The organism is Bradyrhizobium sp. HKCCYLRH3099, assembly GCF_051167855.1.
Classification (GTDB): domain Bacteria; phylum Pseudomonadota; class Alphaproteobacteria; order Rhizobiales; family Xanthobacteraceae; genus Bradyrhizobium.
The window spans coordinates 71,284-89,217 of record NZ_JBNPTW010000001.1 but is presented as its reverse complement, the minus strand read 5'-3'; the positions used below and the strand labels follow the sequence as shown (position 1 = coordinate 89,217).

General features: G+C 64.5%; 15 protein-coding genes. 11 read left to right on the top strand and 4 right to left on the bottom strand.

Translation table 11 applies throughout. The annotated features are described in order from the left end of the window. The first annotated feature begins 611 nt into the window (after positions 1–611). Positions 612–1,706, top strand: a complete 1,095-nt coding sequence (locus ACQR1Y_RS00415; protein ID WP_434862100.1) for an alpha/beta hydrolase family protein — start codon at positions 612–614, stop codon at positions 1,704–1,706. 66 nt (positions 1,707–1,772) lie between these two features. Here ACQR1Y_RS00415 and ACQR1Y_RS00410 read toward each other — a convergent pair whose 3' ends face one another. Further along, positions 1,773–2,312, bottom strand: coding sequence for a MarR family winged helix-turn-helix transcriptional regulator (locus ACQR1Y_RS00410; RefSeq protein ID WP_434862101.1), 540 nt, complete (start codon positions 2,310–2,312; stop codon positions 1,773–1,775). Positions 2,313–2,695: 383 nt separating this feature from the next. Here ACQR1Y_RS00410 and ACQR1Y_RS00405 point away from each other — a divergent pair, with 383 nt between their 5' ends. Both ACQR1Y_RS00405 and ACQR1Y_RS00400 read left to right on the top strand, forming a co-directional pair. After that, positions 2,696–4,189, top strand: a complete 1,494-nt coding sequence (locus ACQR1Y_RS00405; protein ID WP_434862102.1) for a porin — start codon at positions 2,696–2,698, stop codon at positions 4,187–4,189. A gap of 666 nt (positions 4,190–4,855) precedes the next feature. Then, positions 4,856–6,346, top strand: coding sequence for a porin (locus tag ACQR1Y_RS00400; RefSeq protein WP_434862103.1), 1,491 nt, complete (start codon positions 4,856–4,858; stop codon positions 6,344–6,346). A gap of 72 nt (positions 6,347–6,418) precedes the next feature. Here ACQR1Y_RS00400 and ACQR1Y_RS00395 read toward each other — a convergent pair whose 3' ends face one another. After that, the gene (locus ACQR1Y_RS00395) at positions 6,419–8,749 is read right to left on the bottom strand and encodes a transglycosylase SLT domain-containing protein (RefSeq protein WP_434878605.1); all 2,331 of its coding nucleotides are present in this window, start codon (positions 8,747–8,749) and stop codon (positions 6,419–6,421) included. Positions 8,750–9,070: 321 nt separating this feature from the next. Here ACQR1Y_RS00395 and dapA point away from each other — a divergent pair, with 321 nt between their 5' ends. From dapA to ACQR1Y_RS00375, 4 genes are read left to right on the top strand one after another with little or no spacing between them, the layout of a single operon-like run. Continuing rightward, the gene (gene dapA, locus ACQR1Y_RS00390) at positions 9,071–9,961 is read left to right on the top strand and encodes a 4-hydroxy-tetrahydrodipicolinate synthase (protein WP_434878606.1); all 891 of its coding nucleotides are present in this window, start codon (positions 9,071–9,073) and stop codon (positions 9,959–9,961) included. 38 nt (positions 9,962–9,999) lie between these two features. Next, complete coding sequence (gene mscL, locus ACQR1Y_RS00385) at positions 10,000–10,416, top strand: large conductance mechanosensitive channel protein MscL (protein WP_434862106.1); 417 nt, start codon at positions 10,000–10,002, stop codon at positions 10,414–10,416. Position 10,417: 1 nt separating this feature from the next. Continuing rightward, entirely contained in the window at positions 10,418–10,891 is a 474-nt protein-coding gene (gene smpB, locus ACQR1Y_RS00380) for an SsrA-binding protein SmpB (protein WP_434862107.1), read from the top strand. Between the two features lie 60 nt (positions 10,892–10,951). Continuing rightward, entirely contained in the window at positions 10,952–11,536 is a 585-nt protein-coding gene (locus ACQR1Y_RS00375; RefSeq protein WP_434878607.1) for a peroxiredoxin, read from the top strand. A 428-nt stretch (positions 11,537–11,964) separates the two neighbouring features. Here the strand turns inward: ACQR1Y_RS00375 and ACQR1Y_RS00370 are convergent, their stop codons facing one another. Both ACQR1Y_RS00370 and ACQR1Y_RS00365 read right to left on the bottom strand, forming a co-directional pair. Next, positions 11,965–12,651 carry a uracil-DNA glycosylase gene (locus ACQR1Y_RS00370; RefSeq protein ID WP_434878608.1) on the bottom strand — a complete coding sequence of 229 codons (687 nt, stop codon included), beginning with the start codon at positions 12,649–12,651 and terminating at the stop codon, positions 11,965–11,967. After that, positions 12,632–13,285, bottom strand: coding sequence for an NYN domain-containing protein (locus ACQR1Y_RS00365; RefSeq protein ID WP_434862110.1), 654 nt, complete (start codon positions 13,283–13,285; stop codon positions 12,632–12,634). Before ACQR1Y_RS00365 ends, ACQR1Y_RS00370 begins: the two co-directional genes overlap by 20 nt. A gap of 350 nt (positions 13,286–13,635) precedes the next feature. Between ACQR1Y_RS00365 and rpoZ the strand changes: the two genes are divergently transcribed. The 4 genes from rpoZ to acpS all read left to right on the top strand — a co-directional run bounded on the left by rpoZ (position 13,636) and on the right by acpS (position 17,781). Beyond that, on the top strand, positions 13,636–14,028 hold the full coding sequence (rpoZ, locus tag ACQR1Y_RS00360; protein ID WP_006612728.1) for a DNA-directed RNA polymerase subunit omega: 393 nt from the start codon (positions 13,636–13,638) through the stop codon (positions 14,026–14,028). 168 nt (positions 14,029–14,196) lie between these two features. Then, positions 14,197–16,500, top strand: coding sequence for a RelA/SpoT family protein (locus tag ACQR1Y_RS00355; protein ID WP_434878609.1), 2,304 nt, complete (start codon positions 14,197–14,199; stop codon positions 16,498–16,500). Positions 16,501–16,597: 97 nt separating this feature from the next. Next, on the top strand, positions 16,598–17,365 hold the full coding sequence (locus ACQR1Y_RS00350; protein ID WP_434878610.1) for a pyridoxine 5'-phosphate synthase: 768 nt from the start codon (positions 16,598–16,600) through the stop codon (positions 17,363–17,365). Further along, entirely contained in the window at positions 17,362–17,781 is a 420-nt protein-coding gene (gene acpS / locus ACQR1Y_RS00345) for a holo-ACP synthase (RefSeq protein WP_434878611.1), read from the top strand. The genes ACQR1Y_RS00350 and acpS overlap by 4 nt, the downstream gene beginning before the upstream one ends. Positions 17,782–17,934: the final 153 nt, after the last annotated feature.

The window sequence follows — 17,934 nt, the reverse complement described above, 5'->3', positions numbered from 1 at the left end:
CAAGAGCCCCCGGCAGGCAACTGCCGGGGGTTTTTGCTATTTGTGCTGGGACCTCGACGAACGAAACCCGGCTTGACGAGCTGCATGGCGGGGAGGCGCGTTGCCCAACGCGGCAGCTTTGGCCCTGTTTGTGCGCTGCAAATTCGATAGTCGAACGGCTTGGCGAGGGACGGTATTTTTTTGAAAAATGATGTTGAAAACAGGTGAGTTGATAAGCTAATTTTTGCTCGCCTGATATCCATCAGTCCCCGCAAGGACGACACTGCAACTGTAAGACTGACGATCCGATGTTAAACCCCAGGAAGCCTCTGGCGATGCCCCGCCGGGGGCTTCTTCTTTTCTGAGCGCTTCGCTTCTGGGCGTTTTCATTTCAGAGCGTCCCCGTTGACGTGCGTCATCGCGTCCGTGCGCGCCATCCCGGAACGGCGCCGAAACCGGCGTCAGGCCCTCATCGCGAGATGCGGCACTGAGCCGCTGGCGTTGCGGCAGGGCTGAGGTTCGCAAAGCGAAAAATCCTGACACATGTGCTTGACCGGAAAACCCCGGATGGTCACGATGACCGTAAGATGACGGGGACATACACCGTCGCGTGAGTGGGGAATCAGTCCAAGATGAGTTCGGAAGGCTCTCTGGAAGTTCTGCGTCCGTGGTCGGAGCAAGAAGATCTGGCTGGTGTGATCACGCGTCTGCTGGAGGCGCGGCCGGACGGTCGGGCGGACCTGGCGGAATGTCTCGCCACCGCGCAGCGGATCGATGCCAGCGATGACGAGTCCTGGTATTGCGAGTGGATGGCCTGCGCGGACGGGATGAAGTCTGCTGCAAGCGATGCTGCCACCACCGGTGATTTTCAACTCGCGTTTCGCAAATGGTCCCGGGCGGTCGATTGCTATGAGGCGGCGGCTTGTCCGTTCAGCAGTTCCCGGTCGCACCAATCGGCCGCGCTGGCGCGCATGCGCGAATGTGCCCGCGACTTCCTGCGCTCGACCGACCCGCAAGGCGAGGTCGTGACGATTCCCTGGCGCGCCGACTATCCGCTCGAAGCTTATTTTCTGCCGGCGCGCGGCGAGGCGGGCAGGGCGCCCACCGTCATCTGCATCGGGGAGCCCGGCCGTCGCAAGGAGACGTCGCTGTTCAAGCTCGCATATCACGCGGAACAGCGCGGCCTGGCCCTTCTCGTCGTCGATCTGCTCGGGAGTGGCCTGGAATGCCGATTCGATGAGATCGTCGGCCGCCCCGATCTTGAATCGGCGATTGCGAGCGTCACGGACTACGTCACGTCGCGCGATGATGTGGACGACAGCCGGATTGCGATCCTTGCCGACGATTGGAGCTCATCCTTCGTCGCGCGCGGCATCGCCCTCGACCCGCGTTATGCGGCCGCGGTGTGCGATGCCGGCCTGTGGGACATTCACGAACGGGTCTTCCTGTCGCGCCGACTCGCCGGCAGTGCGCGCGGCCGGATGCCGATCGCAAGCGATGGCCTCGCGGCACGGCAGATTACGTGCCCGCTGCTGGTGACAGTGCCGGAACGCGGCTGGCTGCGGGCGGATATCGCGACGCGGCTCGTCGCGCAGATCAGGCGCGAGCACCCCGACATCACGCTCAAAATCGTGTCGGGAGAAGGCGCTGCTGCGCTGGAGGCGGATGCTTTCGTCTTCGACTGGCTCGCGCGCCGCCTGGTCGCGCGTCCCCGCGTGGTGGGCTGACCCGGCGCCGGTCCGGCGGCGGGCCTGACGACAGTTCGGGATTGTCGGTCGTGATCCGATCGGTCGTCAGAGACCCATCGTGAGTCGGGCACTGGCCTTTTCGAAGCGGTCCTTGAGACCGGCGAGCTTGTCCGTGAAGGTCGCAAGCTCGTGCGCGTCGAATTCCTCGAAGATGAAGCCGAAGATCTGCAACTGCTGAGTTTCGAGCTCGGCAAATTGTTGCGAGGTCTTGTCCGTCAGCGACATCAGCACGACGCGCGCGTCGTTGGCGGCGGGCTTCCGCTCCATGAAGCCCTTCTTCTCGAGCAGCTTCGATTGCGTCGTGACGAAGGACGGATCGACGTGCAGTCGCTTGGCCGCCGCATTCACGGCGACGCCTTCGCCCTTATCCAGCTCGGAGATCGCCATCAGGATCATCCATTGCGGCCCGCTGATGCCGATTCTCTTGGCCCAGAAGTAACGCAGCTCTTCCAGATGGACGTTGATGGTCGAGATTTCGCGGGCGAAGCGGAGGATGGCGTCGCGATTCTTCGGCGGATTTTCAGCCGTCTGCGGTTGCGCGTCCGTTTCCACAGGTGCGGCAGACATGTTCTTCAAGGGCGCCATTGCTCAGGAGATCCAGTACGAGACTCGACCCTAAAGAAAAAAAATCCGCAACAAAATCACTTATCTAGGAGGTAATCCGCAGAGCCCCTTGCGTTGCACAACAAGCTGCCTCGGTGTTGCCCTCAAGACACATTTCGGCTTCATTCAATTACCTGACTGCATAAACTATTTTGCTTACCGAATGAGCGAAGGCATAGTTCCTGACGACGGTGGGGGGTTACTCGATCGTCCCGTAACAGGTGGTTTCGCTTAAGTCCCTCGCGTGATGCGGGTGTGTCCGATGGCGCGAAGCGACTGAAGCGGTTTTTCGGGAGCGGAGGAAGCGGATCGTCCTGGGGGATCCTGGTCCGGTTCTTTCTCAAAAGAGCAACTTGGAGGTTTAAATGAAGACGGTTAAGAGCCTTGTCCTCGGCTCGGCGGCAGTTCTGCTCGCCATGTCCGCGGCTCAGGCGGCCGACCTTCCGATCAAGGCCAAAGCGGTCGAGTATGTGAAGGTTTGCTCCCTGTATGGTGCGGGCTTCTACTACATCCCCGGCACCGACACCTGCATCAAGCTGGGCGGCTATCTGCGCGCTGAAACCGCGTTCAACACGAACAGCGACTTCAACGGCGCGTTCAACGGTTCGGGCGGCGCCCGCAACCGCCTCAGCAACTACTACACCTCTCGCGCTCGTCAGGACCTGAACATCGACACGCGCACCGCGACCGAATACGGCGTGGTCCGCACCTTCGCTGACCTGACCTTCTCCTGGACCACCGGTGGCTTCGCCGGCTCGGCTCCGTCGGCCTACGGCGCGACCGACAACGGCATCGCGGGCGGCTCGCTCGGCGTGTACTACGCCTTCATCCAGTTCGCCGGCTTCACCATGGGTAAGGCCGTGTCGCAGTTTGACACGCCCTGGACCAACTATCCGGGCAACAACTTCGACGGTCTCGCCGGCGGCGGCGGCACGGTCACGGGTGTGAATCAGTTCACCTACACGGCTGATTTCGGCTCGGGCATCACGGCGGCGATCTCGCTGCAGGATGCGACGGCCTACACCCAGAACAACCTCTGGAACACGACCGGCAACACGGTTGCGAACTTCGTGACCGGCGTCTACGGCGCCCAGAGCTACGGCGGCAACGTCGCTCCGGACATCGTCGGTATGGTCCGCGTCGACCAGGCTTGGGGTCTGTTCCAGGCTTCGTTCGCTGCGCATGACAACCACACCGCCTACTACGGCGCCACCGAAGTCACCGGTCACCCGGCTGACAAGTGGGGTTGGGCTGCTCAGCTGGCCTTGTCGATCAAGAACATCCCGACCGGCCCCGGCGACACCATCAACATCCAGGGCGTCTACACCAACGGTGCGAGCCGCTACAACTTCCACAGCCTGCTGCCGAACAACTACGCCATGTACGGCGGCACGGGTAACCCGCTCGCCTACCAGAGCATCGGCATTGCTGGCATCGCCGACTCCGTCTTCGCGACGGGCGGTGAGCAGCAGCTGACCACGACCTACGGCTTCCGTGGTGGCTACACCCACAACTGGAACCCGGCCTGGAACACTGCGGTGTACGGTTCTTGGGCTGCTGTTCGTTACAACGACACGGCTCGCGGCCTGATCTGCAGCGGCGCGGTGCTGGCGGCGTTCGGTGCGGGCTCGACCTGCAACCCGAACTTCGACCTCGCCACCGTCGGCGTGATCACCCGCTGGACCCCGGTCAAGAACCTGACGTTCTCGGCTGACTTCGCCTACACCTGGCTCGACCAGAAGAACTCGGGCGTGATCGCTTCGACCGGCAACGCTGCCGCTGCCAAGCCGGCCGCGGTGTACGAGCTCAAGGATCAGCAGTCGGCTGTGCTGCTGCTCCGCGCTCAGCGCAACTTCTGATCGTCTGACGACGGTCTGACGAACCCCCGGCGGGCAACCGCCGGGGGTTTTTCTTTGTTTCATGGTTCGCTTCGTTTCATCGGTGTCTGCGCGATCGCTGCCATCTGTCGAACCCCTCCGTGCTGTCGTCGAGATCCCTGCCGACGCCTGACGAGCGTTTCGCTTTCCCGGAAGCAACCGGAAGGTGCGGCGGCATCAGGCTGGATCTTCGCGACGGCTGTGTGGCTGCTCTGCTCACACATGCGTGAGAGGGACGACCCTGCGCCGTTCGACGATCGCACGATTTGCTCACCGGACAGATATCTCGCACATGGCGTGGTCGGCAGCGGGGCGCTGAACTTGCGGGTCATGGCGCATGTCGGCCCGCGTTGAGATCAATGCCGCTGCATTGCCGCCACAACCGCGACATGCATCCAGCGGTCGCGTGCACCGGGCACACATTAATCCGGAGTGTCGGATGCGGGCGTGCCGCGCCGTCGTCGCGCCACATGCATGATCCGGCCGGCCACGAGAATGGTCCGATAAAACACCAAGTTCGCCTCGCGATCGTTCCGAGTGCCACGCTATGCGCGAGCACTGTGGTGCAGCTGGAGACGGGCTGACCGTGGGGGCGGTCGTTCGATGTCGAGCCGGGCCGGTCTGAACTGAGCAATTTTGGAGGTTAGTATGAAGACTGTGAGGAGCCTTGTTCTGGGCTCAGCGGCGACGTTGCTCGCCATGAGTGGGGCTCAGGCAGCCGACCTTCCGATCAAGGCCAAAGCGGTCGAGTATGTGCGGGTCTGCTCGATGTACGGCGCGGGGTTCTTCTACATCCCGGGAACCGACACCTGCATCAAGCTCGGCGGCTATCTGCGCGCCGAAGCCGGCTTGGGCACCAACACCATCTTCCAGAATGCCGTGAACGGCGCTGGCGGCGCTCGGAACCGTCTCAGCAACTATTACACGACCCGCTCGCGGGCCGACCTCAATATCGACACTCGCACCGCGACGGAGTACGGCGTCGTCCGCACCTTCTTCGACGGCGTGTTTCAGTGGACGGGCGGCACCACGACGGGCTCCAACCCATCGACCTATACGGGTGACGCGATCGCAGGCGGCACGCTCGGCGTCTTCTATGCTTTCATCCAGTTCGCAGGCTTCACGATGGGCAAGGCCGTGTCGCAGTTCGATGCGCCCTGGGCGAACTATCCCGGCAACAATTTCGACGGTCTGACCGGCGGCGGCGGCACCATCACCGGCGTCAACCAGTTCACCTACACCGCCGACTTCGGCTCCGGCATCACGGCCGCGATCTCGCTGCAGGACGCGACGCAATATTCGCAATCGCAGATCTGGAACACGGCCGGGCAGACCGCGGCCGGCGTGATCACGGGCGCTTATGGCGCGTCGAATTTCGGCGGCAACGTCGCGCCCGACATCGTCGGCATGGTGCGTGTCGACCAGGCCTGGGGCCTGTTCCAGGCGTCCTTCGCGGCTCACGACAATCATGCCGCCTTCTTCGGCGGCAATGAAACCACCGGGCATCCGGCCGACAAATGGGGATATGCCGGCCAGCTCGCCCTCTCGATCAAGAACATTCCGACCGGTCCGGGCGATACGCTGAACGTGCAGGGCGTCTACACCAACGGCGCGAGCCGCTACAACTTCCAGAGCCTCGCACCGATCAACTACGCGATGTACGGCGGCACCAACGTGCCCGGCGCCTTCCAGAGCCTGGGCTTCGCCGGCGTGTCCGATTCCGTGTTCGGAGCCAATACCCAACAGCAGCTGACCACGACCTACGGCTTCCGCGGCGCCTTCACCCACAATTGGGATCCGGCCTGGAACACCGCGATCTACGGCTCCTGGAGCGCGGTGACCTACAACGCGACCGCCAAGGCCCTGATCTGCAACGGCGCCGGCATGGTTGCCCTCGGCATCACGCCGGCGAACTGCAATCCGGACTTCAACATCTCCACGGTGGGCGTGATCACGCGCTGGACGCCGGTCAAGAACCTGACCTTCTCGGCGGACGTCGCCTGGACCAGGCTTGACCAGAAGTTCACGGGGAATGCGAATGCGCCGGTGGCTGCGGCTGTGGCCAAGCCGGCGACGACGTATCAGCTGAAGGACCAGGATTCGGTCTCGCTGCTGCTGCGCGCCCAGCGCAACTGGTAAGAAGAGGCGAGTGGCGAATACGGAGTAGCGAACAGGGGTTGACCGAGACGTCAGATCTCCGCTCGCTACTCGCTACTCCACGACAGCGCCGCGGCGCAGATCGGCTTCGATCTGCAGCCGCGAGCCGCCGCCGAAGCGGGCGCGATAGACCTGCAGATTCTCCATCACCCGCTGGACATAGTTGCGGGTTTCCGCGAACGGGATCAGCTCGACCCAGTCCACCGCGTCCACCTTGGGATCGCGCGGGTCGCCATAGCGCTCGACCCATTTCCGCACGCTGCCGCGGCCGGCATTGTAGGCTGCGAACGTCATGATGTAGGAGCCGCGATAGTCCTCGAGCAGGCCGCCGAGCTCGGCGGCGCCGAGTTGCGCGTTGTAGACCGGGTCGGTCTTCATCCGGTTCAGGTCGAAGCTGACGCCGGCGCGCTTGCAGACATAGCGGCCGGCATCCGGCGTGACCTGCATCAGCCCATAGGCCTGCGCCGGCGACACCACCGCCTGGTTGAAGGCGCTCTCCTGGCGCGCGATCGAGAAGATCACGCTCTGCTCGACCTCGGGGCCGATCGAGCGGAAGGCGGGGATGCCGGACACCGGATAGGCGTAATGGTCGAACGGCAGTCCGCGATTGAGCGCAGCCTTGCCGACCAGCAACATCGCGCGCGCGTCGCTGTTGCGGCCGGCGATCTCCGCAAGTCCCACCAGCACATCGGGATCGCCATTGTCGCCCATGTCGGAGAAGATCGGGATCGCGACCTCGCCCTCGTCGATGTCGTACAGCAGTTGCACCGCGCGAACGACTTCGAGCCGCTCGATGCCGCGGCCCCGGCCGGTCGGCGCGGCGTTGAGGCCGAGCTGCGGCAGGCCGAGCTTGGCGCGTGCCAGCTGGCCGTAATAACTGGTCGACTGCTCCGCCGCCGATTGATAGGCCGCGCGCGCCTCCTGCATCCGCCCCATCGCCTCCGCGGCACGGCCCTGCCAATAGCCGGCCCGCGCCAGGGTCGTCGGATTGACGCTGCCGACGCCGATGCGGGCGAAATGCTGGGCGGCGGTGGCGGGATCGTTGAGAAAGCGCAGTGCGATCCAGCCGGCGGTAAATTCCTGCTCGGTCTTGTAGATGTCGCGGTTCGGCAGCGCCGCGTCGCGGGCGATCAGATAGGCGCTCTTGTATTCGCCGGTATCGATCATCTTGCGCGCCAGCAGCCGGCGCTCGATCCACCATTCGTCGAGATTGTGCAGCCGGCCGGGATCCTTCGGCGCGCTCAGCATCAGCTGCGCGGCTTCCGTGAACTTCTCGTCGCGGCGCAGGAGCTGGATGCGGCTGAAGATGTAGCCGGTGTCGCCGTGAAGTTCGCGCGGCACCGCCTCCAGCAGGCTCTGGCTGTTGGAGGCCTTGCGATAGGCCGCGATCCGCGCCTTGGCGAGTGCGACATGCCCTGAGCCCAGCCGCCGCGCGGCGCGCATCGCCGCGTCGTGCTCGCTGCCATACAGCAGCGTGTCCATCCGCGCCTTGTGGTCGCCGCCGGACAACAGCGCGCCGAACTGGTCGAGCACGTTGTTCTCGGTCTCTTCCGACATCGCGTCGCTGCGCCAGGCCTCGCGCACCAGCCGTTCGGCATTGGCGCGGTCGCCGCGGTTGAGCAGGACGCGGGCGAGCGCGAAGCGGCCCTTGGCCGACAGCGGCGATTCGTTCTCGAACCAGGACCACACGACGGAATCATCGCGCTTGTCGTCCCACAGCGCAGCCTCGAGCCGGCGCCGCATGAAGGTCTGCGACGGCCAGCTGGGATTGGCCGTGATGAAGGCGCGATAGCGCTCGACACTCACATTGTTGTTGTCGCTGCGCAGGATCACCCATTCGGCGAGCTTGCGCGCGACCGGATCGGAGATTGCCTGCACGACCTGAGTCGCGTCGTCGGGCTTGCGCTTGCGCACGAGCTCGATGACGTTCTCCAGCGCCTCCTTGTCCGACTGCGAGGTCGATGCCGTCGCGGCGATCGCGGCCGGGACGACCGGCTTCCGGGAGGCGGGCAAGGCGGCATGATGGCGCGGCGGCAGGCTGGCGGCCGGGGGCGGGGTGATGTCCCTTGGCGCCGGGGCCGACCGCGGCACGTCGCCTGTTCCCTTCGCGGCGGACTTGGCGTCCGCCTTTACCTCCGCGCGGGCGTCCACCTTGCTTCTGGTCTCGGCCGTCTCGGCAGGCTTCGGAACCGCGCCGCGCGCGATCGGGCGCGCCTTCGGCATCGGCACCTTGATCGGAGTCTTGGCGGTCGTCGCCTTGTCCTTCTCCTTGGCGAGAGCCAGATCGAGCGCCGGTCCGAGCGTCAGGCCGGCGGCCAAGGACACCGAGAGAGACACCGAAAGGGCGGTCGATCGCAATGCAGCGGCGCGGGCAGAAAAGGGCACGGCGTTCCTTTGCAACGGATGTCTACGATCCCTGACCAATGGGTCTATCGAAAAGGTGAACAAATCCTAAATGTACAGGGAAGGATTGCAACCTGCGCCAACACCGGGGCGAAATCACGACCGAAGGGCGGCGTGAGGCTCTGCCAGCCGTCCGCCGCGTTCGCCATCTTCGACGGCGCGGGCGGCTTGGCCGGTCGGTTTGGCGGTCGAATGGTGCCTGTTGAGAAGGCAGGTCCGTCGCGGGCAGGCCTTCCGCCCCGTCGGCAGACCCGTTATGAAGTGCGTTCGTGCAGGGGCCAAAAGGCGTTTGGGAGGAGTTTCATGGCAGCCAAGACGAATTTCCGGGGCTCTTTCACCGCCTTGGTGACGCCTTTCAAGAACGGCGCGGTCGACGAGGCGGCGTTCCGGAGCCTGGTGAACTGGCAGATCGAGGAGGGCACCCATGGCCTGGTGCCGGTCGGCACGACCGGCGAGAGCCCGACGCTCAGCCATGACGAGCACAAGCAGGTCGTGGAGTGGTGCATCGCCGAGGCCAAGGGTCGCGTCCCGGTGATCGCCGGTGCCGGCTCCAACTCCACCAAGGAAGCCGTCGAGCTCGCCCAGCATGCCGAGAAGGCGGGCGCCGATGCCGTGCTGGTCGTCACGCCGTACTATAACAAGCCGACCCAAGAAGGCCTTTATCAGCACTTCAAGGCCATCAACGACGCGATCGGCATTCCGATCATCATCTACAACATCCCGCCGCGCTCGGTCATCGACATGTCCGTCGATACCATGAAGCGGCTGTTCGACCTGAAGAACATCGCCGGCGTCAAGGACGCCACCGCCAGCATGGTGCGGGTGTCGCAGCAGCGCGCGGCGATGGGCGAGGAGTTCAACCAGCTCTCCGGTGAGGACGCCACCATCATCGGCTACATGGCGCATGGCGGCCATGGCTGCATCTCCGTGACCTCCAACGTCGCGCCGCGGCTGTGCTCGGAGTTCCACACGGCCTGGCAGAAGGGTGATCTGGCGACCGCGCTGAAGATCCATGACAAGCTGATGCCCTTGCACACCAACCTGTTCATCGAGTCCAATCCGGCGCCGATCAAGTACGCGCTGTCGCTGCTCGGCAAACTCGAGGAGAAGCTGCGGCTGCCGATGGTGCCGGTGTCGGAGCCGACGCGGATCGCGGTGCGCCAGGCCATGGTTCATGCCGGGCTGATCAACTGAGTTGAGCCGTTTCTCGCACGTCTGAGGGGGATGCAGACATGTTGAAGGAGTTCCGTGAATTCGCGATGAAGGGCAACGTCGTCGACCTCGCGGTCGGCGTCATCATCGGCGCGGCCTTCGGCGCCATCGTCAACTCGCTGGTCGCCGATGTCATTATGCCGATCATCGGCGCGATCACCGGCGGCCTCGACTTCTCGAACTACTTCATCCCGCTGTCCAAGTCGGTGAGCGCCGGCAACCTCGCCGATGCCAAGAAGCAGGGCGCCGTGCTCGCTTATGGACAGTTCCTGACACTGACCCTGAACTTCTTCATCATCGCCTTCGTGCTGTTCATGATCATCCGGGTGATGAACCGGCTGAAGCGACTGCAGGAGAGTGAGCCTGCGGCGGCGCCGAAGCCTTCGCGCGAAGTCGAGTTGCTGACCGAGATCAGGGATCTCCTGAAGAAAGCCTGACGTGGCCGACAAGAACGAGCCCAAGATCACCGTCGCCGCCGAGAACCGCAAGGCGCGGTTCAACTATGCGATCGAGGACACCATCGAGGCCGGCATCGCGCTGACCGGCACCGAGGTGAAGTCGGTCCGCAGCGGCAAGTCGACGATCGCCGAATCCTATGCGGATTCACGGGACGGCGAGATCTGGCTGATCAATGCCAACATTCCCGAATATCTGCAGGCCAACCGCTTCAACCATGAGCCGAAGCGGCCGCGCAAGCTGCTGCTGCACCGCAAGCAGATCAACAAGCTGCTGGGCGCCGTCGACCGCGAGGGCATGACCCTGATTCCGTTGAAGCTCTATTTCAACGAGCGCGGCCGGGCCAAGCTCCTGCTCGCGGTTGCCAAAGGCAAGAAGCTGCACGACAAGCGCGAGAGCGAGAAGAAGCGCGATTGGAGCCGCGAGAAGGGCCGTCTGCTGCGGGCGCGCGGCTGACGCGCGTCAGCCGACGGCGCGCTCTTCTCGGTGGTCCACCCAGGCCAGGGAAGCGAGCCGATGAACCAGAAGAATCTGTTGAATGTCGACTGGAGCCTCATTCCGGCGCCGACCGATGATGGCGCGGCCGAGCATCTGGTGGGAATGACGCTTCCCGCGATCCGCTTGCGCGCCACCGACGATACGGTGGTGACGCTGTCGGACCTGCCGGGGCGCACCGTCATCTTCGCCTATCCGCGAACCGGAGAGCCGGGCAAGGTGTCGCTGGTCGAAGACTGGGACTTGATCCCCGGCGCGCGCGGCTGCACCCCGCAGGCCTGCAGCTTCCGCGACCTGTTCGGCGAGTTGAAGGCGGCAGGCGCCGCCCACGTGTTCGGCCTGTCGACGCAGAGCAACGCCTACCAGACCGAGATGGCGGCCCGTCTGCATCTGCCGTTTCCGGTGCTGTCCGACGAGACGCTCGAACTGACCCACGCGCTACGCCTGCCGACGATGGAGATCGCCGGCCTCACCTTGATCAAGCGCCTCGCGATGGTCGTCGACGATGCGCGCATCACCCATGTCTTCTATCCGGTGTTTCCGCCGGACCGGAACGCGGGCGACGTGCTGGGGTGGCTGAAGGAGAATCGAGTCGCTGCGGCATGATTGTGCGAGGGACAGGGTAGGGTGGACAAAGCGGCCGCCGCAGGCGGTGGCGTGCCCACCATCAATGGGCGAACTCATCAGCAACATAGCGAGGCCGGCGCCATCGCGATGCAGCGTGGGACAGAGCGCGGTCGCGCCTTTGCCCACCTCACATCAAGAGCGCGTACTCCGTCTCAGCGCATACGCTGTCTAATACAGCGCCATCGCCCCTTGTGGGAGAGGGCATGTAGGAAAGCGCCGCGAGTTCGGTTCGGTGAGGGGTCTCTCTCCATGGGCGACGCTGGCGGAGAGAAACCCCTCACCGAACCGAGCTCGCGGATAAGCCGTACATGCCCTCTCCCACAAGGGGCGAGGGCGCATTCACGTGCACCGTACTCGTGGCCCAAGCTTCAAGGGGAGGTTGCGAGCTTCAGGGTTGCCAAACCGACCTAGTCCAGCTCCGCCTTCAGGCGCGCGAACACGGCGTGGAACATTTCCGTGGTCAGCACACCGGTGTTCGTGTTGTAGCGTGAGCAGTGATAGCTGTCGTACAGCCTGACCGCGCCGGCCTGATGCACCGCGCCATGGCCGAACGGCGCTGTGGCAGCGCGCAAGCCCAGCAGCTTCAACAGCGTGTCATGCGAGATGCGCCCGAGCGCGACGATGCTGCGCAGCCGCGGCATCGCGGCGATGGTGGCGCCGAGAAAGGCGCGGCACTGGTTGATCTCCGCCGGAAGCGGCTTGTTCTGCGGCGGCACGCAGCGCACGGCATTGCTGATCCGGCAATCCACCAGCGTCAGCCCGTCATCGGGCCGGGCCTCGAACCGACCGTCGGCGAAGCCGTATTTCAGCAGGGTGCCGTAGAGCAACTCGCCGGCATAGTCGCCCGTGAACGGCCGTCCCGTGCGATTCGCTCCCTGCAACCCAGGCGCGAGACCGACGATCAGAACGCGCGCGTCAGGATCGCCGAAAGACGGGACCGGCGCGTTGAACCACGACGGTTCACGTGCGCGCTGCGCCTCGCGGAAATCCACGAGGCGAGGGCACAGCGGACAGTCTCTGCCGGGATCTGTCGATGACGGCGCAGACGGCGCGGGCGCAGAGCCCGCTCGCCGCCTAGTCGTCGAAATCGTCATCGTTGCCGGTGGGCGCAGCGGGGGTGGGCGTGCGGGCAGGCGTCGTGGTCGAGCGCTGCAGGAATTGCGGCGAATGATGCCGCGGCTCGCGCGGCGCCGGACGCTCCGAGGGATCGCGGCCGAGCTTGGATTGCAGCTCGACGAGGTCGGTGAAGACGTCGGCCTGACGGCGCAGTTCGTCGGCGATCATCGGCGGCTGGCTCGAGATGGTCGAGATCACGGTCACGCGAACACCGCGGCGCTGCATCGCCTCGACCAGCGAACGGAAGTCGCCGTCGCCCGAGAACAGCACCATCTGGTCGATGTGCTCGGCGAGTTCCATCGCATCGACGGCGAGCTCGATGTCCATGTTGCCCTTGACCTTGCGGCGGCCGCTGGCGTCGATGAATTCCTTGGTCGCCTTGGTGACGACCGTGTAGCCGTTGTAGTCGAGCCAGTCGATCAGCGGGCGAATCGACGAGTACTCCTGATCCTCGATGATCGCCGTGTAGTAGAACGCGCGAAGCAGGGTGCCGCGGCTCTGAAATTCCTTGAGCAGGCGCTTGTAGTCGATGTCGAAGCCGAGAGTCTTGGCCGTAGCGTATAGGTTGGCGCCGTCAATGAAGAGCGCAATCTTGTTGGTCGAAGATGACATTCAGTGTCTCGCGTTCAGTTAGCTTCTGTTTTTTGGCGCGACTCCAGCCCGGTCGCGCATTCCAAGATACTTGCCAAGATTGCCGAGGCTCGTGCGGTGGTCGGGTGTGACGATACCGCAAACGGGGGTGATCGGGGCAACAAAGGCGCAGTTGTGATGACGCAATGAAGCGTTTTCTTGTCCAAAGCCCGTTCTGCGGCTCGGAAGGGCCCGCCAGCAAGGGTTAGGAATTGGTTACTCCTTGCCCGTTACTGAGACCAAGCGCCAGTTTAGTCTTGCGAAAACCGGTCAGTCTCTATAACTAGCCCAACATAATCAGCATATTAAGCACACAAAGGACCGGAGCGACAATGGCGCGCGTGACCGTGGAAGATTGTATCGACAAGGTAGACAATCGGTTCGACCTGGTCCTCCTGGCCGCGCATCGCGCGCGCATGATCTCGTCGGGATCACAACTTACAATTGACAGAGATAATGACAAGAATCCCGTTGTGGCACTCCGGGAGATTGCGGATTCGACCATTTCTCCCGAGGACTTGAAGGAAGAACTGGTGCATTCGCTGCAGAAGTTCGTCGAGGTCGACGAGCCGGAGCCGGACACCGTGCCTCTCATCGGCTCCGCTGGTGCCAGCGTCGACGCCGACGACACCGAGGTCGCTGTCGAGCGGATGACCGAGGAAGAGCTGCTGAAGGGCCTCGAAGGCCTCGCGCCGCCGGAAGAGCAGCCCGAAGAGGACGAGTGACAGCCCTATCATCGTTCGCGCGGCAGCGGATTAACTTGTGAGAATGTGAAGGCCCGGACCATGTCCGGGCCTTTGCATTTGAACGTGATTCCGTGATTACCATAGGTGCGCGTCAGCCGCCCGCGTCGGGCGGATTCGGTCACGAAGATAAAGGTTTAGTCATTTTCCATGGCGGTTTCGGGCCACACACCCTCGCAGATGCAGGCGGCGGCCGAATCGGCCGCCGTGGCGCCGCCGCCGCCCGCCGAGCGGCCACGGGCGCAGAAGCCGCGGTCCCGGATGATGCGGCAGTACGACCTCGTCGAGCGGGTCCGCTCCTACAATCCGGACACGAACGAGGATCTGCTTAATCGCGCATATGTGTACGCGATGAAGGCGCACGGCTCGCAAACCCGCGCCTCCGGCGACCCGTATTTTACCCATCCGCTCGAGGTCGCGGCCATTTTGACCGACCTGAAGCTCGACGACGCCACCATCGTCGCGGCGCTGCTTCATGACACGATCGAGGACACCGAGGCGACCCGCGCCGAGATCGATCGCTTCTTCGGGCCCGAGATCGGCGCGCTCGTCGAGGGGCTGACCAAGCTGAAGCGGCTCGAGCTGGTGTCGCGCGAGGCCAAGCAGGCCGAAAACCTGCGCAAGCTGTTGCTGGCGATTGCCGATGATGTGCGTGTGTTGCTGGTCAAGCTCGCGGATCGCTTGCACAACATGCGCACCTTGGAGTTCGTGCCGGAGGCGTCGCGCCGACGCATCGCCGAGGAGACTCTCGACATCTATGCGCCGCTCGCGGGCCGCATGGGCATGCAGGAAATGCGCGAGGAACTCGAGGATCTCTCGTTCCGCACGCTCGATCCGCAGGCCTACGGCGTCGTCATGCAGCGGCTCGATGCGCTGGCCGATCGCAACCGCAATCTCATCGGCGAAATCGAGAGCCAGCTCTCCCGCAAGTTCCGCGAGCACGGGCTGACCGCGCGGGTGTTCGGCCGCCGCAAGCGTCCGTTTTCGATCTGGACCAAGATGGAGCGCAAATCCATCGGGTTCGAGCAGCTGTCGGACATCTTCGGGTTCCGCGTGATCATGCCGGACCTGGAATCCTGCTATCGGGCGCTCGGTATCGTTCACACCACGTGGCCGGTCGTGCCCGGCCGCTTCAAGGATTACATCTCGACGCCGAAGCAGAACGACTACCGCTCCATACACACAACTGTGATCGGGCCGGGCAAGCAGCGCGTCGAGCTGCAGATCCGGACCGAGGACATGGACCAGATCGCCGAGCTTGGTATCGCCGCTCACGCTTTCTACAAGGACGATCTGGCGTCGCCGACCGAGCGGCTGAAGCGCGAATCGAATGCCTTTGCCTGGCTGCGTCACACCATCGGCATCCTCTCCGAGAGTTCCAATCCGGAAGAATTCCTGGAACACACCAAGCTCGAACTGTTTCACGATCAGGTGTTCTGCTTCACCCCGAAGGGAAAGCTGATCGCGCTGCCGCGCCACGCAAACGTGATCGACTTCGCCTATGCCGTCCACACCGACGTCGGCAACAGCGCCGTCGGTTGCAAGATCAACGGCAAGTTCGCGGCGCTGTCCTCGGAGCTTCAGAACGGCGACGAGGTCGAGGTGCTGACCTCCGACGCGCAGTCGGCGCCGCCCTCGGCGTGGGAGACGCTCGCCATCACCGGCAAGGCGAGGGCGGCGATCCGGCGCGCCACGCGCACCGCGGTGCGCGATCAGTACGCCGGCCTTGGACGTCGGATCGTCGAGCGCCTGTTCGAGCGCACCAAGCTCGAATATGCCGACGACAAGTTGAAAGGCGCGCTGCCGCGGCTGGCGCGCGCCTCGATCGAGGACGTGATGGCTGCGGTCGGCCGCGGCGAGATCAAGGCCTCCGACGTCGCCCGCGCGATGTATCCCGACTACAAGGAAGAGCGCGTCGTGCGCTACGGCGCCAAGAAGACGGCCGCGCCGGCGACCGCCGCCAAGTCGGCAGCGCCCGCGGCCGAGCCGCATCGCGGGCCGTTCGCCATTCCGATCAGCGGTCTCAATTCCGGGCTCCCCGTGAAGTTCGCGCCGAACGGCGGCGCGGTGCCGGGCGACCGCATCGTCGGCATCGTGACGCCGGGCGAGGGGATCACGATCTATCCGATCCAGTCGCCGGCGCTGAAGGATTTCGAGGACGAGCCGGAGCGCTGGCTCGACGTGCGCTGGGACGTCGACGAGACCTCGCCGCAGCGTTTCCCGGCGCGCATCCGGGTCGAGAACGTCAACGAGCCCGGCAGCCTGGCCCAGGTCGCGACCGTGATCGCCGAGCACGACGGCAACATCGACAATATCAGCATGAGCCGCCGTTCGCCCGATTTCACCGAGCTGACGATCGACCTCGAGGTCTACGACCTCAAGCATCTCTCGGCGATCATCAACCAGCTGCGCGCCAAGACCATCGTGGCGCGGGTCGACCGTGTGAATGGCTAGAGGGTGAATGGCTCATCTGCCGCTTTGGCGGCAGCGTTTGCTCTCATGATGCGCTAAACCAGCGGCCTCAATGATCGAGACCTTTGCGAGCCTGCCGATGTCCCATCCTCCGAAGCTGCGCCTCGGCGTCAATGTCGACCACATCGCCACGCTGCGGAATGCCCGTGGCGGCCGCGCGCCTGATCCGGTGCGGGCGGCGCTGCTGGCCATCGAGGCCGGCGCCGACGGTATCACCGCGCATCTGCGCGAGGACCGCCGGCATATCCGCGACGACGACATGGCCAGGCTGAAGGCCGAGATTTCCAAGCCGCTGAACTTCGAGATGGCGGCCACCGAGGAGATGGTGCGGATTGCGCTCGCGACCCGGCCGCACGCCTGCTGCCTGGTCCCGGAGCGGCGCGAGGAGCTGACCACCGAGGGCGGTCTCGACGTGGTCGGCCAGCACAACGCGCTGGCGCCGGCGATCGCCCGGCTGAGCGACGCCGGCATCCGGGTGTCGCTGTTCATCGCCGCCGACCCTGCGCAGATCGACATGGCCGCGCGGCTGCGCGCGCCGGTGATCGAGATTCACACCGGCGGCTGGTGCGACGCCATCACCGACGGCCATCATGACAAGGCGGAGGCCGAGTGGCAGCGCATCGTCACTGGCGCGAAGCGGGCCTATGCCGCGGGACTGGAGGTCCATGCCGGCCACGGCCTGGATTATGCCACCGCCGAGCAGATCGCCGCACTGCCCGAGATCCGCGAGCTCAACATCGGCTACTTCATGATGGGCGAGGCGCTGTTCGTGGGCCTGCCGGCGACCGTGAAGGCGATGCGGGCGGCGATGGACCGCGGCCGCGCCCAGGCCGGGACCTCGGCATGATCATCGGCATCGGTTCCGACCTGATCGACATCCGCCGGGTTGGCGAGGTGATCGAGCGCCATGGCGAGCGCTTCCTGAACCGCATCTTCACCGAGGCCGAGCGCGCCAAGGCCGAGCGGCGGGCCAAGAACGAGAAGATGGTCGTCGCCACCTACGCCAAGCGATTCGCGGCCAAGGAGGCCTGCTCCAAGGCGCTCGGGACCGGGATCCGCCACGGCGTCTGGTGGCGCGACATGGGGGTGGTCAACCTGCCCGGTGGCCGGCCCACCATGCAGCTCACGGGCGGGGCGGCCGAGCGGCTGAAAGCGCTTGTTCCCGAGGGGCATGAGGCCCGCATCGACCTGTCGATCACCGACGACTGGCCGCTGGCCCAGGCCTTCGTCATAATTTCAGCGGTGCGCCGGGAGACATCTTGACGGTGCCCGGGATGCCGGCGGGAAAACAAAAATGCGATCGTTTTCAGCGAGTTATGTAGTTTTGATGCGGCGATTGATTGCGCCGCCCCGCACAGTCGTCTAAAACCCGCCGGGATCGAACCGGCTGCTTCGTAGGCGGATTCTGGGTCAAAC